The 17,554-nt window shown below is 41.0% G+C and carries 14 protein-coding genes; 5 read left to right on the plus strand and 9 right to left on the minus strand.

Annotation, left to right across the window (positions count from 1 at the left end):
* Window positions 1-221: 221 nt before the first annotated feature.
* Together ACYX4O_RS17635 and ACYX4O_RS17640 are read right to left on the minus strand one after the other, a co-directional pair.
* Window positions 222-917, minus strand: coding sequence for a response regulator (locus tag ACYX4O_RS17635; protein WP_188652938.1), 696 nt, complete (start codon window positions 915-917; stop codon window positions 222-224).
* 175 nt (window positions 918-1,092) lie between these two features.
* Window positions 1,093-2,229, minus strand: a complete 1,137-nt coding sequence (locus ACYX4O_RS17640) for a sensor histidine kinase (protein WP_188652936.1) — start codon at window positions 2,227-2,229, stop codon at window positions 1,093-1,095.
* A gap of 172 nt (window positions 2,230-2,401) precedes the next feature.
* Between ACYX4O_RS17640 and ACYX4O_RS17645 the strand changes: the two genes are divergently transcribed.
* Together ACYX4O_RS17645 and ACYX4O_RS17650 are read left to right on the plus strand one after the other, a co-directional pair.
* On the plus strand, window positions 2,402-3,052 hold the full coding sequence (locus ACYX4O_RS17645; protein WP_476352705.1) for a YigZ family protein: 651 nt from the start codon (window positions 2,402-2,404) through the stop codon (window positions 3,050-3,052).
* A 4-nt stretch (window positions 3,053-3,056) separates the two neighbouring features.
* Window positions 3,057-4,103, plus strand: coding sequence for an LCP family protein (locus tag ACYX4O_RS17650; protein ID WP_476352707.1), 1,047 nt, complete (start codon window positions 3,057-3,059; stop codon window positions 4,101-4,103).
* Window positions 4,104-4,199: 96 nt separating this feature from the next.
* On the opposite strand, the gene ACYX4O_RS17655 is transcribed toward ACYX4O_RS17650, so the two are convergent.
* The 4 genes from ACYX4O_RS17655 to ACYX4O_RS17670 all read right to left on the minus strand — a co-directional run bounded on the left by ACYX4O_RS17655 (window position 4,200) and on the right by ACYX4O_RS17670 (window position 10,136).
* Window positions 4,200-5,642 (minus strand): N-acetylglucosaminidase, encoded by a 1,443-nt coding sequence (locus tag ACYX4O_RS17655; RefSeq protein ID WP_476352709.1) that lies wholly within the window; start codon window positions 5,640-5,642, stop codon window positions 4,200-4,202.
* Window positions 5,643-5,842: 200 nt separating this feature from the next.
* Window positions 5,843-7,405 (minus strand): phytoene desaturase family protein, encoded by a 1,563-nt coding sequence (locus tag ACYX4O_RS17660; protein ID WP_476352711.1) that lies wholly within the window; start codon window positions 7,403-7,405, stop codon window positions 5,843-5,845.
* A gap of 121 nt (window positions 7,406-7,526) precedes the next feature.
* Complete coding sequence (locus ACYX4O_RS17665; protein ID WP_345242315.1) at window positions 7,527-8,576, minus strand: glycosyltransferase family 4 protein; 1,050 nt, start codon at window positions 8,574-8,576, stop codon at window positions 7,527-7,529.
* Between the two features lie 384 nt (window positions 8,577-8,960).
* On the minus strand, window positions 8,961-10,136 hold the full coding sequence (locus ACYX4O_RS17670) for an N-acetylmuramoyl-L-alanine amidase (protein ID WP_476352713.1): 1,176 nt from the start codon (window positions 10,134-10,136) through the stop codon (window positions 8,961-8,963).
* A gap of 272 nt (window positions 10,137-10,408) precedes the next feature.
* Between ACYX4O_RS17670 and secA2 the strand changes: the two genes are divergently transcribed.
* The gene (gene secA2 / locus ACYX4O_RS17675) at window positions 10,409-12,778 is read left to right on the plus strand and encodes an accessory Sec system translocase SecA2 (RefSeq protein WP_476352715.1); all 2,370 of its coding nucleotides are present in this window, start codon (window positions 10,409-10,411) and stop codon (window positions 12,776-12,778) included.
* A 24-nt stretch (window positions 12,779-12,802) separates the two neighbouring features.
* Complete coding sequence (locus ACYX4O_RS17680) at window positions 12,803-13,726, plus strand: accessory Sec system S-layer assembly protein (protein ID WP_476352717.1); 924 nt, start codon at window positions 12,803-12,805, stop codon at window positions 13,724-13,726.
* Between the two features lie 69 nt (window positions 13,727-13,795).
* Here the strand turns inward: ACYX4O_RS17680 and ACYX4O_RS17685 are convergent, their stop codons facing one another.
* A complete protein-coding gene (locus ACYX4O_RS17685) occupies window positions 13,796-14,041 on the minus strand; it encodes a hypothetical protein (protein ID WP_476352719.1) in 246 nt (81 codons plus the stop codon).
* A gap of 117 nt (window positions 14,042-14,158) precedes the next feature.
* On the opposite strand from ACYX4O_RS17685, the gene ACYX4O_RS17690 reads away from it, so the two are divergent.
* Window positions 14,159-14,302, plus strand: a complete 144-nt coding sequence (locus ACYX4O_RS17690; protein WP_476357198.1) for a PDZ domain-containing protein — start codon at window positions 14,159-14,161, stop codon at window positions 14,300-14,302.
* Window positions 14,303-14,569: 267 nt separating this feature from the next.
* On the opposite strand, the gene ACYX4O_RS17695 is transcribed toward ACYX4O_RS17690, so the two are convergent.
* Window positions 14,570-17,164, minus strand: a complete 2,595-nt coding sequence (locus tag ACYX4O_RS17695) for a phosphodiester glycosidase family protein (RefSeq protein ID WP_476352721.1) — start codon at window positions 17,162-17,164, stop codon at window positions 14,570-14,572.
* A 196-nt stretch (window positions 17,165-17,360) separates the two neighbouring features.
* Window positions 17,361-17,501, minus strand: a complete 141-nt coding sequence (locus ACYX4O_RS17700) for a hypothetical protein (protein ID WP_476352723.1) — start codon at window positions 17,499-17,501, stop codon at window positions 17,361-17,363.
* Window positions 17,502-17,554 lie beyond the last annotated feature (53 nt).

Genomic DNA, 17,554 nt, shown 5'->3' on the forward strand with positions numbered 1-17,554 from the left:
AGACCCCGCAGGGCATGATTTTTGCCCGAGGAGGCTAACAAGTAAAAGAGGAAGTTCGACTAAAATCGTCACGTCCTGTGACAACATCGAACGACCCCACCTCGTGTGGGGCCGCGGAAAGCGAGTAGTTTCCCAGCCCGCCTTCCCTCACATTAAAATATACGGAAACAAAAAGGCTCCAGAACCAATCAGGTTCCAGAGCCCTCCATGCATTTCATTATTTAAAGTACCTCAACCCAACCATTCTTAATAGCTGTCACAACAGCCTGGGTACGGTCGTTTACGTTCATTTTCTGTAAGATATTACTTACGTGGTTTTTAACCGTTTTCTCGCTAATATATAGAGACTCGGCTACGCCACGGTTACTCTTACCATCTGCTAGCAGTTGAAGAACTTCACACTCACGGCGTGTTAACAGGTGAAGAGGCTTACGATATTCAATCGTACGACTTTGTTGGCCGCCACTTGTGCTGCCGCGTCCGCCTTCTTCTGAAAGACGACGGTATTCTTTAACAAGGTTGTGCGTTACTCGTGGGTGTAGGTAAGAACCACCTTCACTTACCACTTTAATCGCTTCAATCAGGGCATCAGAATCCATTTCTTTTAGAAGGTAACCTTGAGCACCTGTCTTTAAAGCATGCGTTACATAGTTCTCATCATCGTGAATGGATAGAATGATGACTTTCATGTCTGGATACTTTGCAATTAATTCAGCCGTTGCTTGTACACCATTCATTTGTGGCATATTAATGTCCATTAGTACTACGTCTGGACGATGCTCTGCAACTAAGCTTCCTGCAGATTCACCATCGTCTCCTTCAGCAACTACATTAAAGGATGGTTCAAATTCTAAGATTCGCTTTACACCTTCACGAAATAATTTATGGTCGTCAATTAATACTATATTCGTATTCATGGCTCGAGCCTCCCGTGTCTTATCCATTTATTTTACTATTTTTATTAAACTATGATCCTTAAACATTACCTGTCGCGTCACACAATCGTCTCGGGTGGGAATACTAATCACTTATTCGTAACCATTACTTTTTTTCTATTATAATACAAATGGTATGTAGAATATAGCTTTCTATTTAGTTTAAGGGAACTTGAATCATAATGATTGTTCCAGATCCTAGTTTGGAATCAATTGATATCTCTCCGTCTAGCATCTCTACCCTTTCCTTCATGCCCACAAGCCCAAATGACTTCTCTTTCTTCTGACTTGTGTCGAATCCTCGCCCATCATCTTTAACTATAATATTAACAAGAGAGCGCTTCAATTCGAATTTTACTTCGATTTTAGAAGCCTCTGCGTGTTTCACAGCATTCTGGACTGCTTCTTGTACGAGTCGAAATAGGGCTACTTCGTATTTAGGATCTAGACGTTTGTCTTCTCCATAAGCTGTGAATGGAATGTCCATATTATTGTATTCTTCAATTGTGGCTAAGTATTTTTTTAGCGTTGGCACTAATCCTAAATCATCTAAGGCCATCGGTCTCAAATCGTAAATGATGCGACGCACTTCATAAAGCGCAGACCGAACCATGCCACGCACTTCCTTAATTTCTTTAAGAGCTTCATTAACGCCTCGCTGCCTGAAAGTACGATCGATTAAGTCAGAACGAAGCATAACATTTGCAAGCATCTGAGCAGGTCCGTCGTGGATTTCCCTCGATAAACGACGACGCTCCTCTTCTTGAGCTTCAATAATTTGAAGTCCAAACGCTTGCTTTTCTTTCGCATCCTCCAATGCCTCTGATACTTGTCTAAAGTCGTCATTTAAGTAGTTAAGAACAACTGATATCTTCCCACCTAATGCATCGGCACGTTCGACCGTATCTTCAAGTTTTCTTAAGCGACGTTCTAATTCATCTCTTCGTTCTCTTAGTTGTTTTTCCTGCTCACGCTTAACGGAAAGTTGCATTTGGAGTTGATGTGTCTGTTCATACACTTCGCGAATTTCCTGCTCAGAGTAACGGTCGAAGTGTTTACTGACTTCTGATAATCGCATCCTTGAGAAACGCACTTGTCGCTCAAGCGAATCCCCCGCATCTATAATTTCAACAACTTGCTTTTTTGTATCATTTAGTTCACGATCAAGCTGTTCGAACTCATTTCGGGACTGCTCGCCGATTTGAAATATTTCATCTTTACTATTCGTCACAGTATCGATCATCTCTTGGATGATGGAATCAAGTGCTTTTTCACCAATTTTACTCTCCGGCATAAAACGTCTCCTCCATCTATGTTCACATACTCATTCGTTTGGCCCATGTCTATTTTTGGGGGTAATTCTTAAAAAAGTTGAAATTCATCTATAATTTGGCAATAACGGGCAAAATCGTTTGCCGTTCGACATCTACATCTTTATAATGAAGTTTTAGGAGGTTAAATGCAAGATGCTAAACAATTATCTTACAGTAAATGGTGAAGGTTTTGAAGAAATTGTTATCCAAAAATCTCGTTTTATCGGGTATGTAAAGCGTGTAGAAACAGAAGAAGAAGCTAAAGCATTTGTACAAGAAATTAAGAAAAAACATAGTAATGCCACTCATAACTGCTCCGCTTATATGGTAGGAGAACACGATCAAATACAAAAAGCACACGATGACGGTGAGCCTAGCGGAACCGCTGGTGTGCCTATTTTAGATGTTTTAAAGAAGAAAGGTTTAAAAGACACTGCCGTAGTCGTTACCCGTTACTTCGGGGGAATTAAACTAGGTGCAGGAGGATTAATTCGCGCTTACTCAGGCGCGACATCTCAAGCTCTTGAAACGACTGGTATTGTGAGACGCCAGTTAATGCGCACAATGAAAGTAACCGCAGACTACACACTTCTTGGCAAGGTTGAAAATGAGCTGCGAAATAGCCAATATGCCCTGAAGGGGATTAATTACCTTGAACACGTGGAATTAGAAGTATATGTAGTCGAAGGCGAAGAAGATGCGTTTATATCTTGGATGGTTGACTTAACAAGTGGCCAGGCTGAGATTACAGAAGAGGAAGTTTCCTATATGGAGACGGATGTCACGACTGAAAAAGGAGACTAAAGTCATGAAGCGTAAAAGAACATCCAAGAAAAAAGTTTTTCTTTGGTCCTTTATTGTTCTTTTGTTACTAGGAGTTGGAGTAGCTTCCGGATACGGAGCCTACTTAACTGACAAAGCTAAAAACGCTACTAATAGCGCTCAGTTAGAACTGAAGCGTGGGGATATGTCCGCTAAGCGAGACGAAATAGTTGATCCATATCAAGATAACATTTCTATATTATTATTGGGCGTAGATGATAGCGAAAAACGAGACTTTGATAGCAACGCCCGCTCAGATGCTATGGTCCTTGCCACATTAAATGAAGAAGAGAAATCTATTAAACTCGTAAGCATACCCCGTGACTCTTATGCTTACATTCCTCAAATGGATCAGCGTGATAAGATTACACATGCTCATGCTTATGGAGGAGTCGATTACTCGGTATCAACCGTTGAAAATATGTTCGATGTGCCCGTGGATTATTACGTACGCCTTAACTTTAACGCATTTGTCGAAACTGTGGATACGCTCGGCGGTATTCAATATGACGTACCGTTCGATATGACTGAGAAAAATAGTGAAGATGCGGATGGAGCTATTAAACTAGAAGAAGGTTCACAAGACATTACAGGCGAAGAAGCCTTAGCCCTTGCTCGATCTAGACAATACGATAGTGACCAGGCACGTGGTAAGCGTCAGATGGAGCTCCTACAAGCGATCTTCAATGAAGCTTCAAGCATACAGTCTGTTACGAAATATGGTTCTCTAATCGACTCCATCGGAAATAATATGAAGACGAACATGAGTTTTGATGAGATGAGCGCCTTACACAACTACGCACTGAATCGTGACATTGCGTTTGAAACGATGCAGCTAGACGGAGAAGGTACGTTCATTAATAATCTGTATTATTTCAAAGTAAACGATGACAGCCTCACATCTATCCAAAACACATTACAAACTCACCTTGATCTAAACGGAATCAATAATAAAATTGATGAAAAAGAAAACGAAGACAACACCTATGCTAAGAAACAAGAACCCTCTTCAGAAGAAGACGAGGAACTTTAACTAAAAGATGGTTGAGAGATTTCGAATCTCCCAACCATCTTTTTTTATATCTATTTACTTCGTATTTCCCAATCAACGACTAGCATCTTTAACAGCTTACTTCTCGGTCGTTTCAGAGCCTTCCTCCTCAACCGGATCAGGTTCTCCTGTCAGAAGGTTAAGGTCCTTATTTCCTAAAGCATTGTCAGCCCGGTACATATGTCCGGCAATCTTTTGTCCCCAATAAGGATCAGAGGCATATTTTACATTCATGCCCTCACCTTTGTTTCCTAGATAATCCCCATTAGCTCGAAAGCCTGTACCAGTCAGGTAACCATCTTTAACAAACTGCGCCGCAAACATAATATTGTCTTCTATTGAATTAAATCCATAGGCGTTTCCATAAGGATTATCGTCCGTTGCGTTTAACCCATATAAGTTATTTTTGTCTCTAGCTATAGAGCTATTTCCCCATCCGCTCTCATGAATAGCATGAGCCATTAAATATAAAGCATTTACTCCGTATTTCTCTTGTGCTTTAATGAATGATTCTCCATGACCGAATAAGACACTATTATTAATCGGAGAATAGTCATTCATGTATTGATCTAACTCTTCAGCTGTATAGTCTGATTTTGTTAATAAAGATAGATAGTTGAAAAGCGGAGTATCATCTTCCCCTAGTGTCCAACTTCCATCTGGTTTAAAGATCTTCTCTCCTTCATCCATCCACTCTGGTGCTTTTCCGTAAAGGTATTCACCGTAATAGCTACGAAGTTTGTGGTACAACTCCCCACCCTTATTCACATAGTAAGACTGACTGTTGATAAATGGTGTTGGAACCAGTTGAATGTCACTCGGTTTTGCATACAAAACCTCTCCAGATAAACGAACCTTTAAAGCCCCATTTGGAGAAGTATCCATGTACTCTACTTCACTGCCGCCACTAACATAGTTTACAGCAGTACGATCTTTCAGGCGTTCGTCTGGATATAAAAGCGTATAGTGTTTCGTATAAGACTGCCCTTCAGGAATCCAAATCACTTCCCCACTGCGGAAAATAACTTCCGTTCCATTTTTCTTAGCCTTGTTCTTAGCTTCATCAAATGAATCAAAAGAAATGCCATATGTATACGAGTCAACCGAATGTATTTGTGCGATTTGATATTCTTTTGATACGTGGAACGTTTTCTTAATAGACGTCTCCATCATCTTATTGCCTTTCTCAGAGCGCAAGCCTTGATTAACATATAGGCGGTATGAATCACCAACCACAAACTCCTTGACCGGGTGGACCTTAATCGTCTTCTGGTCCTCGGATGGTTTCAACTCTACAGGATGCCGCTCTCCTGTTGATAGATTTTCAACATAAATATTCTCTTCAGTAATAGACCTTTGCTTGATCTCGGTATCAAAAACGATGGTCCATACTTTATCTGATGGGATATTGATAACCTCTTCCCATTCTTCCCAAATCGACTCAGCTTTCGCTACTTCTGTTGTCCCAAGCAACGTTAGCAGGAAAACCAAACTAAATACCCAAACAATTCCCTTTCTCATCTCAGTATTTCCCTCCTGATTTCTTAGAATCTACCACCTATTATAAATAGCATCGACCTAGATTCATAGAAGTTTAGGAAATATTTGAGATGATTTGTAGAAGCTTAACATTTTCTAAGACCAAATACCGAGAAATATTCTAATCGTTAGACATAATATTTCCCGGGAAAAGCTCTTTTGCTATTTTTCGACGGAACAATCTAGCTTAATTTGTTAGCCAATAAATAACCTGAAGTTCCATTAAGTCCTCCTCCTGGCCAGGTTGCAGCACCTACCATATAGAGGTTTTTAATAGGAGTATGATAGTTGGAATACCCTGCTACTGGACGAAAAGCATAATTCTGATGAAGGTGATGACTTCCACTTACACTGTCCCCACCCACTAAATTAGGATTATCTTCTTCCAAATCACTTGGAGACAGTACTATTTTTTTAGAAAGTACATCTCTTACGTTAGGAGCATAGTGAGCTAGCTTATCAAGCACACGTTCTGCATAGGCTTCTTTCATCTCACTCCAGCTACCTGGTTCAATCTCGTTCAAGCTGTCCTGAACTGCTTCTGCTGGTAATGCACGTACTTGAATCCAAATGGTATGTTTCCCTTCAGGAGATCGAGAAGGATCAATGGTTGTAGGTTGCCCAACCACAAGAAGAGGACTATCGGGAAGGGTTCCGTTTAAACTTTGAGTATACGTACGAGATAAATCTTCTACGTAAGGACCAATATGGATATAGGCAAATTCGCTATACTCTTTCCCTGCCGCCCATTCAAGTGGCGCATCAAGCTCAAGATGAATCATCATCGTTCCAGGTCCATACTGATAGTTCTCCGCCTTTTCCACATAAGAAGAATGAAGGGTGTGAGGATCAAGCAGCCTTGAGATGAGCTGAGTGGGTGTAATGTTTCCGATGATGGATTTCTTAGCATATGCAATTTCACCTGATGCGAGCTTCACACCGACTGCCTTTCCATTATCCACTAAAATTTCATCTACTTCAGCACCTGTTCGAACCACTCCGCCTCTTTTCTCAATCCCTTTGATTAAACTGTTAATCAATTCCTGGATTCCGCCTTTAGAGAAGGCCATACCATTGCGCTGATTAAGCACCGATTCTAAAAATGGAAAGACGGCTCCATTTGAAACATCAGGCGCAAAGTCCAAGTGAAACCCCCAGGGTACAATGAGGGATTTCACCTTCTTGTCCATGAACCAGCGATCAACAAACTCCCTCGGAGAATGAAGCAACTGGCTTCCTAGTTGAAGAAGACCACTGATCTTGAAATGCCTATACATCTTAAAGAACTGCTTTCCTGCCTCAAAGGAAGGCAGCTCCATCTTCATGAGGGGCATTAAATGAGGGGCCGTTTTATCGAAGTAATCGTTTAACCTGGACCAAGAATCCGCATCTTCCTGTGAAAGAGCCGATAAAATCTCATACGTTTTCTCTCGATCTTGGTAAACTCCGATTCCAGTTCCATCTGGAAAGACACTTGCATACGGGTGGTCACTGACTACCGGTTCAAATCCATATTCAGAAAGCTCTTCTTTGTACTCCTCGTAGAAAGCTGAGCCTAAAAAAAGGCCGATATTCATCGCATACAAATCATGGGTATATCCGTTTGAAGTGGCTGATTTCGAAGCTCCTCCTGGGGTATCAGCTTTTTCTAGTACAAGCACTCTCCCCCCTTTTTCAGCTAACAAGAAAGCTGATATTAATCCGTTGTGGCCACTACCGATTACAATTGCATCTACATTTTCCATAGGATCCCTCACTGTCTTAAAAATGATCTTAAACAATACCACAACCATCAGAAGGTAAACGCAGATGCGCACATTAAAAAAGCACCAGAATCTACAAGAAGATTCTGGTGCTTCACTTCGTTTATCGTTTCGTACGATAATCACGAATCAGATTTAAGATTGGACGGTAATTCTGACTAATTAACCCTGTCACTTCTACAACTAGTTCAATCAAGATGAGCAAGGTAAATATGACAAATACGGATCCAAACATAGTGGCTTGGGAGAAAATAACTGCTGCTAAACTAAACAGGGCAGCCATTGCATAAATCATAAGCACTGTTTCAGGGTGGCTATACCCTAATCGCAATAAGCAATGGTGCAAGTGTGATTTATCTGGAGAAGATAACGGTTTGCGTTGTACAAACCTTCTCACAATAGCAAAAATTGTATCAGAAATTGGAACGCCTAGAATAATAACCGGGATAATGAACGAGAATAACGTAATGTTCTTAAACCCAAGCAACGAGAGGACACTTATAATAAAGCCTAAGAATAAAGCTCCAGTATCTCCCATAAAGATCTTTGCTGGGTAAAAGTTGTAGATCAAGAATCCTAGCGTACTTCCTAGTGTAATAAGCCCGATCATGGATACAAAGAAGTCACCCATTGCAATCGCCATACCTGAGATGGTTAATAAAGCAATCGAAGATACTCCTGCTGCAAGACCGTCAAGGCCATCAATTAAGTTAATCGCATTGGTGATTCCTACGATCCAAAGAATCGTAATCGGAACACTCATCCAACCAAACTGCAGCGTATCTCCAAATGGTAAATTAATGTACTCAACCTTAACATTACCAGCTTGAACCACGATAAGGGCAGCGGCAAGTTGACCTGCAATTTTCCATTTAGGGGATAATTCCTTCATGTCATCAAGGACACCTGTCACAATAATAATCGTGCTTCCGATTACAAGCGGCCATGTGTACCCTGAATCTGGGAAGAATAAGAGAACCCCAGCAACAAAGCTTAAGAATATCGCTAAGCCACCTAAACGTGGCATTAATTTTTGGTGTACTTTTCGTTCATTCGGCTTATCCGTCGCTCCAATTTTTACAGCTAACTTCTTCACAACGGGTGTGATGAGGATTGAAGCAATGAAACATAATAATAAGGCCTTAAACTCCATTTAAAAGACCCTCCTCGGTTCTAGTATGTCCAACTTTAATGTTCAAGAAGCAGTAATTACTTTCCAAATTCATGTATACCATTCCACATTTCTGAGCAAACTACCATTAGGATTATAACACAACGAGCCCACGTCTAGAATATCGGATTTACATCTTTATTTACCTTTTTTTGTCGACTTCAAACGACATTTCTCCCAAATGTATGTATGAAATCCAAGTCAAATACGCGTTTAACCTTTAAATTATTAGACGAAAAGCAGGCTTTAAAAGTTTCACTTTAAGTATAATAAATAAATTTCGTTAGGATCCGTTTCATTTATGACTGTTGAGGGTATTTAAAAATAGAGGACATCCTTAAAGTAAATAAGGATGCCCTATATATATTAGTTTACTTCTGCTTCGTAATAATCAACGATTCCTTCTGTAATGGCTTGAGCATAAAGATCTCGGTAATAATTAGATGTTAGTTTTTGGTAGTCTTCACTATTCGTAATAAACCCGAGTTCAACTAATACGCTTGGCAATGTGTTGTAATGAATAACATAAAAGTTATTATCCTTCACACCACGGTCATACATATCCGCAATGTCGACAAGTTTTCTCTGGATATATCCAGCCAACGCACGACCTTCTTCTACATTACTTAACTTCCTTGAATCATAGAATACTTCTGAACCTTTTGCACCTGGAGAAGCTGCATTTGCATGAATACTTACAAAGAGGTCACCTTTCACTTCTTGAGCGTAATCTACACGGCCTTGAAGCGTTAAGAACTCATCTGCATCTCTAGTTAAAATTGGCGTCGCTCCAAGTGCCTTCAATCGTTCTGCCACTCTTAACGAAACATCAAGATTAATTTCTTTTTCCTGAGCTCCTCCACTTTGTGCTCCTGGATCATGGTCACCATGACCCGCATCAATAACGATACGTTGCCCTTCCACAGCTGTTCCGCCTGCTTTACGAAGCTTCATATATGTTTTATGTACATACGCTTTTTGACCATTGAACTCAATTTCAGTCCAAAAATCTTCAAAATCATATACATCAACTACGTCACCGCGCGAAAGCCTCCCTAACTTCTTAGAACTCGCATTCGGCTCAGCTCTAACATTTAGAACCTCTGCTGTTACCGTTCCAGTAGACAGTACTGGTTTGTCGTCAATAACAGGCTCTTCATAAGACTTAATACTAAAGTTCTTCCTGTAACCTTGGTCCATCTGCTTCCCTTTATCAGAGGAAATATCATTCTCTACAACAAGCTCGTAATACCCATTGCTTACGTATCCATCCTTTGGTGGATGAACCACTACCTTTTTCCCATCCTTACTTACATCATATGAAGGGATGTACTTTCCGTCGTCTAATGTTTTCACATAAATGTTTTCTTGTAACGTTGCTTGATTGATTGGTGTATTGAATTCGATTGTCCATGTCTTATCCGGTTCTACGTCTGCTTCTTCCGGCAATTCCTCCCACACTGTCTCTGCTTGAGTCATTACCGGTGCGATAAACAAAACAATTAAACTTAGAAGTGTCCCTACGATTTTTCTTGTTGTCATCTAAGCTCCCCCAATTCATCATTATCTAGCATAGATAATATCATGAATCACAAGGAAAATTCTATCCATTTTGAAAAAATAAGGTAAAAATATAGAATTATATACATAACTTTGTCGTTTTTTACCCACCTACTAATGGCCCTTTACAAATGAAAATATAAATAGGAAACACTCTCCATTTTCCTGCCAAATCTAGTAAGACCTTAATGAATATCCTGAAATTTCGTGATATACTAATAATCGGTAATTACAGACATTGAGGAGCGTATAGTATGCTTGAGACGATCAAGAAGTATTATGGAGATAAGAAGTCAGAGCGTCAGTTGAAAATCTATGAAAAGAATGTCGAAAAAATAAATGAATGGGAACACAAAATAGAAAGACTTACAGATGAAGCCTTACAATCTAAAACGACAGAGTTTAAAGAGCGATTAGCAGAAGGTGAAAACATAGAATCGATTAAGGAAGAAGCTTTTGCGGTTGTGAGAGAAGCTGCCAAACGTATATTAGGGATGCGTCATTATGACGTTCAGTTAATTGGCGGACTTGTTTTATTCGAAGGCAACATTGCTGAGATGATGACAGGTGAAGGGAAGACATTGGTGGCCTCATTACCGAGTTACTTGCGGGCTCTAGAAGGAAAAGGCGTACACGTTATTACAGTTAATGAGTATCTTGCCGAGCGTGACCGTGAATTAATTGGACCAATTCACGAATATCTAGGACTTACAGTCGGGCTCAATATTACCCAAATGTCACCTGATGAGAAAAAACAGGCCTACCAAGCTGATATTACATATGGAATTGGAACAGAATTCGGGTTTGATTATTTACGAGATAACATGGCACAACAAGCTTCCCAACGAGTCCAGCGCCCTTACCACTATGCCATTGTCGATGAAATTGACAGTGTCCTAGTAGATGAGGCAAAGACACCACTTATTATTGCCGGAAAGATGATGGCAAGTGCACAACTTCACCGCGTTTGTGCAAAGCTTGCGAAATCATTCAAAGCTGATGTTGAGTATAACTTTGACGTCACCACTAAAGCCACAAGCTTAACAGAGGATGGAATCACAAAAGTAGAACGCGCATTTGGCATAGATAACCTATTTGACCTAGAGCACCAAACATTGTACCACTATGTCATCCAGGCCGTACGGGCTCATGTCATGTTCAAGCGTGATGTCGATTATATTGTCGACGAAGGTGAAGTTAAGTTAATTGATATGTTCACAGGACGTATGATGGAAGGGCGCACCCTCTCTGATGGTCTTCACCAAGCAATCGAGGCCAAAGAAGGACTTGAAATTACAGAAGAGAATAAGACACAAGCCAATATTACAATCCAAAACTATTTCCGAATGTACCCGATCCTTTCTGGAATGACGGGTACGGCGAAAACAGAAGAAAAGGAATTCCAACATACGTACCACATGGACGTTATTCAGATTCCAACGAATAAACCAGTTATTCGCGAAGACTTAGAAGATTTGATTTATGCTACGAAAGAACAGAAATATGAAGCCATGGTTAACGACGTTAAAGACCGTTATAGCAAAGGCCAACCTATTCTAATTGGAACAACTTCAATTCTGCAATCTGAAACTGTTGCCAACTATTTAGATGAGGAAAACATCCCTTATGAACTGCTAAATGCGAAAAGCGTGGAGCAGGAAGTGCGTCTCATTTCACTAGCAGGTCAGAAAGGTCAAATCACCATTGCAACGAATATGGCCGGGCGCGGTACAGATATTATGCTTGGAGAAGGCGCTGCTGAAACGGGTGGTCTTCACGTGCTTGGAACGGAACGCCATGAATCTCGCCGTATCGATAACCAGCTTAAAGGTCGCTCAGGTCGTCAAGGGGACCCTGGTTCAACACAATTTATCATTTCAATGGAAGATGACATGTTGCACCGTTTCGCGGAAGAAGAAACAGAACGCAAGATGAAATCTCTAAAAACTGATGAGAGCGGGCTCGTTTTAAATAAAGATATGAATAAATTTATTGATACCGTTCAGCGTATATCAGAAGGAAGCAACTTTAATATTCGAGAGTTTAACCTAAAGCTCGATGATGTCATCAACGACCAGCGCGGCGTTATCTACACGTTACGCAACCAAATGCTAGAGTCTAATACTTCCCTAGAATTTATACTTCCTTATATACAAGACTACCTTCTTGAAATCGTAGAAAAAGAATGTCCAGAGACCATCGTGCCTGAAAAATGGAACATGGGCCATCTAGAAGAAGAAGTGAACCGCGCAGCTCCATTAATCGAAACGAACATGACAGAACAATCCTTCGAAAGTATTGAGGACGTAAAGGAATATGTTCAAAAAGTGGCAGAAGAATATACATCTAAGATTGATGTTCTTCGTAAAAATATTATGTTACAGAACCGCTTGAAACAAGTATCTATCGCGATTATTGATCGCCAATGGATCCGCCACTTAGAGATCATGAACCGTCTTCGTGAAGGTATTGGTATGCGTCAATATCAACAAGAAGACCCTCTGCGCCTTTACCAAAACGAAGGGCTAGATGTGTTCCACCACACGATGTTTGAAATCAAACGTGAGATGGTCCTTCAGCTCTCTAGATTTGTCCAGGGAATCAACAACGGTAAGAAAAAATAACGACAAAAGGAGGATCTCACTACCGTGTTAAATTTTTTAAAGCGCAACAAGCAACAGCAGGAAGACTCTGAAAAGCCTTCTAACGATTCCACCGTAGATGCTGAGGACTTAATAGATGGAGTGGAATCAGATTCTTCCTCCGAAGAAATAGAAACCGAATTGTCGATTAACCCTAATTGGAAATTAGGGGAAGAAGATATCTATGTTTACCGTTTTATGAACAACGAAAACCCTCCTCTACTTCCTAACCAATTGTCGTTGGGTGCCTTTGAGCTCAAAAAATTAGAGGGTGATATGATCGCTGCTGGAGCTTTTGTTCGTAGCTCTCTCAATAAAAAAATTACCTTTAATCGTACAACCATCCTTCTTATGAAGAACGATGGGACAAAGCTTGGCCGTAAACAATTTGATCTATCTGAGGTAGGAGAACTTCCGGCTCGATCTAGCCGCCCTCACCTCTTTATATTTGACAAGAAGGACTTATTTGTCCCGATTGAAGAAATTCCAACAGATGATTGGAAACTGGCCTTCGAGATGAGGAAAACCTCCCAAAAGCATACGCTCGAGTTAGCCGACAGTTGGCACGAATCAATGGCAAGCGAAGAGTATGAAAAGCTAAGAGATTATACAGAGTCACTCACACCGCCTAAACCAGGCGAAGTAAACTTTATGGGATTACGTGCTCATGAGACCGAGAACGGGGACTTACATGTAACGATGTTAATTCGTAACGGATCTGCTAAAAGCATTCAACTCCAACAACTTCCTCTTCAATTTGAAGATGCGAGTGGAGTTGCCGTCGCCAAGGGTGGATTCAAGCTTCAGGATTTTAAGGTTTCAGCAAATACCAGTAAGCCATGGACGTTTATTTTCCCGAAATCGATCATTGAAGCGGAAGAGCTGGACTTAAGCTCTTGGAAAGCCTATCCCATACAAAATCAGCAATAGATATAAAGAAAGCTGAACTTCTCTTTAGGAGAAATTCAGCTTTCTTTGTTTAACACGGTTAAGTAGATCTTACTTGTTTTGCTCTTTACTAAGCTGTTTAGCCTCTTCGAGAGCTTCAATGTTACTCTTGATTAACTGGTAAACACTTATGTTTGGATTGCCCACGGATTGCTCGGTACTTTCTAGTTGATGAAGAAAGAAGCTAGCAGAAAAAGAAAGAAACGCACTCTTACTAATTCCAAGCTCTTGTGTTTTCTCATCTATTTTATGAAACAAGTCTTCTTCAACAGAAACACTTATCTTTTTCTTAGCCATAACAACGACCTCCTCATCTAATCATAAAATTGTGACTTATTGTTGTAAAGAGTCTCACGTCCTACCATTCCTCAATAAGGAAGAATTAATAGAATTTAATAACAGAATCAACCGAAAATATGTAGGAATTGGGATTGCAGTCGCCCCCATGAAAGGGGTCTTCAAGTGTCTGAAGTTTACAATAACACTCCTGCACAACAAGCTGGTATTAAAGTAGGTACGATTATTTCATCAGTAAATGGGATCATTTTTGCCCCATAGTGGAAGAGGTGTCATTTGTTCCTCTCCATCCGATCCCGCAGAGAGCGAAAGCGAACGAGGAAGCTCATAATCAAAAGAGGAATTTCGACTAAGACCGTCACGTCCTGTGACAACGTCGAACGCCCCCACATCGTGTGGGGCCACAGGAAAGCGAGTGTTTTCCCCGGCCCATCTTCCTCTCATTAAAGTAAACAAAAACATTATACTTTGTTCATTGACAAAGCCAATAACAAAGGGCTGTTTCTACGTATAGAAACAGCCCTTTTTTTATTCTACCTGAAAGATTTTATCAACCGCTTCTTTCATGTGTACCCCTTTTGACGAAGTAACTTCATCGGTAATAACGAGCTTGTAAAATCCAACCCCTTCGTACCCTTCTTCTGGAGCTTCTACATAAACTTTAGTATGATCACTGTTAAGACGAACTTCCACGCCATCTACTTTCTTTCCATTATGATCGACAACATAGACAGTGTCCTCTGAGACTGAAGAATCGAGTAGTGCGGTGTTAAATTCGACTCTCCACTCTTTATCATCTCGGACGTACTCATAGTCTACAGGTTCGTCGACTTCTGTATCTTCAGAGTCGTCATAGGAAGCGCGTAGTCTGTCTAAGAAGATCACACCTCTATTTTTATTGTCTTCGCTTATTTCTGCGATGTAAATTCGGCTTACTGATAATGGGAGCGCTGCTGTGTCAGGGATTTCTGCGGTTACGTACTTCCACCCGCTCCAATCAAGTTCCCCTTGTTCAGTGAAGCTAATCGTGACTGTTTTTCCGTTTCCATCAATCAACTTTCCACGAAGCCAATGATCATGGTCGTCCCCATACACCCACATGCCTATATGGTCAGGACGGCCATCTATAGAGATCGGGTCCTTCTGCACGATATATGAAGCTGCTGTGCCGGCCTGTCCTGTTACGAAATCATACTCAAATCGCATGGATGAGTCACCTGAAACGAGAGGTTCAAAACCTTTACTCAGACGATTTGCCCCTTTTGCACGGACGGTATCAAAGGACCAAGCATCGTTGCTTGTGAACTCGTCTAACGTTTGAGCTTTTCCGCCCACAGTTACAGAAGCTTTATACTCATTGCCGTTTAACGTTGCCACTACTGACCCTTTGGCAGCATCGCTGTCTGCAGTGAGGTTCCCATCCTGATCAATGGTCCCGATGGAACCTTCTGTTGACCATTCTATCGTATTTTTATCAAAGATAAGTTCTTCATTATCTAAATAAGCATCAGCATGAAAGGCCTGACTTGTATCTGTCCCAAGTTTCACTTCACTCGGAGTAATCGTAAATCGATCGGCGTCCTCTACTACGTCTACAGGCAACTCTTTGGTTGCTGTCCCGTATGTCACAACGATCGCCCCTGAACCTTCACGATCAGCCACGAAGCGATTCCCTTCCATATGGCCAACGTTACCGTTCACAGAATAACGGACATTACTTTCATTTATAGAAATCGGGTAGTTATATTGGTCAAACAAAGAACCTACTTCCACCTCAACGGATGACCCGGCCATGATCTTCCCTTCCTGCACCTTTCGAGCTTCTAGGTGGGTCGGCTGGCTGTCTGTCGCTGTGTTGACGGCATGAAGCGTTGTTGAAACAGAACGCTGCCATCCGTCTGACGGAGAGTTCACAACGCTTGGCAACGTATCCCCTCGCTGACGAACAGCCATCGTTGTCGAACCACCGCCGTCTAGATTCATAGCTTGATAGATTCCTTTGCTTTCTAAGTATTCGGCAAACTCAGTAAGGTTCATGCCATCGCTGTATCCATTCTGACGACCATCAACGGTAACAAAATAGACCTTAGAACCATCCTTACTCGTCCCAACCGCCGTGCGCGGGTGACGTTCACTTGCACGGTAGCTATCTTCATTCATCGAAATATCAACTTGTCCATTTTGCACAAGCATCGGACCACTACCTAGCATATATTGGGTATCCTTCCATGCTGAAGGGATATCAATGCTTAAAGATAGGTCGTCTCCTACTTCAATATCATTATACCTTGAAGAGAGCGCACCGCCTTGGATGGATAATACAAATCCATCATCAGGCACTTGTGTTCGACCTTCTTTTCCATATGGACGAATCTTTGTTACGTTTCCTGTTACTTGTTCGCCGAAATCAACTTCTGGACTATCCAGAGGTTTGTCTAAATTCGCCACGGTAATTTCAATACCGTATTGGTTTGACTTCGTCCAATCAAAACGGTACGAAGGCGTATAAACGATGATCTCGCCTGCCTCGCGGTCCTTATTGACAGAATCAACGTTCACTCTGTCCCCATCATGCTCAAATTCCATATCAAAATAGAATTCCCCTATTTGTGCACGGCCATTTTCATCCATACCAAATGCAGTAGGGATGCTCATATAACCATTGGAATCAGATGAGATCGCTCCTAAATTAAAGATCGACTGGTCCTCCGAAACGAGATAAGCCGGTAGGGCATTATTCGTGTGGAAAAACGAACCGTTAATGGATCCAAGGACGCGATTCCCTTCCTTACTAATCGATTCGGCCTGTGTCGTCACAGGACTTAAAGATGGAAATGGAACAGGATAATTCATCTGAACAGTGTTATAAGATTTCGAAACATCCACTTCCATAATATTCGTCGTCTCTTCTATGTATCCAGATTTCATTTGTTCTTGCCTGTGGGTCACTCCTGGAGCAACCTCATTGTTCTCTTTTACTTGATAACTGGCAGCAGAAACACTCGGCGAATCTGTATTCCAGTCCAGCGTTGGCAGATTGTAAGCTGTCCCTATGATTGTAAAAATCATCATTAATGAAAGAACGCGAACAACCCAAAGCTGTCTCGTACCCTTATGTAACATTCGTCTCCCCCTTATATGTCTGTGAAAAAACCAAACTACTAAAATAATACAGTTTAGTAAGACATTTTCTCAATAGACTAATGTAGGATTTTTATAGATTTTGGCGAAAAAAGGGAGATAAATGCTAAAAAAGTAGTTGTTTTTTTAATTTTTGATAACTTATCAACCAATAAACATGATCCATAAAGAGCACGTACTAATAATCTCCTCGGACCATAGTAATTTCTTTTATGAGCTGTTGGATTAACTGATCTGTATTTTCAATGGAAGCTTTCTCTGTATCATTTATAATCGTTTGCAAAATGCTTCGCAAACGTTCTTGAGTTAGTGAATTCATACCTTCCACCTCTCTCTTTTTATATGATACGGTGGGCGGTCTCCGAGTGATAC

This window comes from Pontibacillus sp. ABV4_188 (genome assembly GCF_056311905.1).

Bases quoted from the DNA above. Each gene is read 5' to 3' on its own strand.
- ACYX4O_RS17635 (WP_188652938.1), bottom strand. From the start codon at position 917: ATGAATACGAATATAGTATTAATTGACGACCATAAATTATTTCGTGAA.
- ACYX4O_RS17640 (WP_188652936.1), bottom strand. From the start codon at position 2,229: ATGCCGGAGAGTAAAATTGGTGAAAAAGCACTTGATTCCATCATCCAA.
- ACYX4O_RS17645 (WP_476352705.1), top strand. From the start codon at position 2,402: ATGCTAAACAATTATCTTACAGTAAATGGTGAAGGTTTTGAAGAAATT.
- ACYX4O_RS17650 (WP_476352707.1), top strand. From the start codon at position 3,057: ATGAAGCGTAAAAGAACATCCAAGAAAAAAGTTTTTCTTTGGTCCTTT.
- ACYX4O_RS17655 (WP_476352709.1), bottom strand. From the start codon at position 5,642: ATGAGAAAGGGAATTGTTTGGGTATTTAGTTTGGTTTTCCTGCTAACG.
- ACYX4O_RS17660 (WP_476352711.1), bottom strand. From the start codon at position 7,405: ATGGAAAATGTAGATGCAATTGTAATCGGTAGTGGCCACAACGGATTA.
- ACYX4O_RS17665 (WP_345242315.1), bottom strand. From the start codon at position 8,576: ATGGAGTTTAAGGCCTTATTATTATGTTTCATTGCTTCAATCCTCATC.
- ACYX4O_RS17670 (WP_476352713.1), bottom strand. From the start codon at position 10,136: ATGACAACAAGAAAAATCGTAGGGACACTTCTAAGTTTAATTGTTTTG.
- secA2 (WP_476352715.1), top strand. From the start codon at position 10,409: ATGCTTGAGACGATCAAGAAGTATTATGGAGATAAGAAGTCAGAGCGT.
- ACYX4O_RS17685 (WP_476352719.1), bottom strand. From the start codon at position 14,041: ATGGCTAAGAAAAAGATAAGTGTTTCTGTTGAAGAAGACTTGTTTCAT.
- ACYX4O_RS17695 (WP_476352721.1), bottom strand. From the start codon at position 17,164: ATGTTACATAAGGGTACGAGACAGCTTTGGGTTGTTCGCGTTCTTTCA.
- ACYX4O_RS17700 (WP_476352723.1), bottom strand. From the start codon at position 17,501: ATGAATTCACTAACTCAAGAACGTTTGCGAAGCATTTTGCAAACGATT.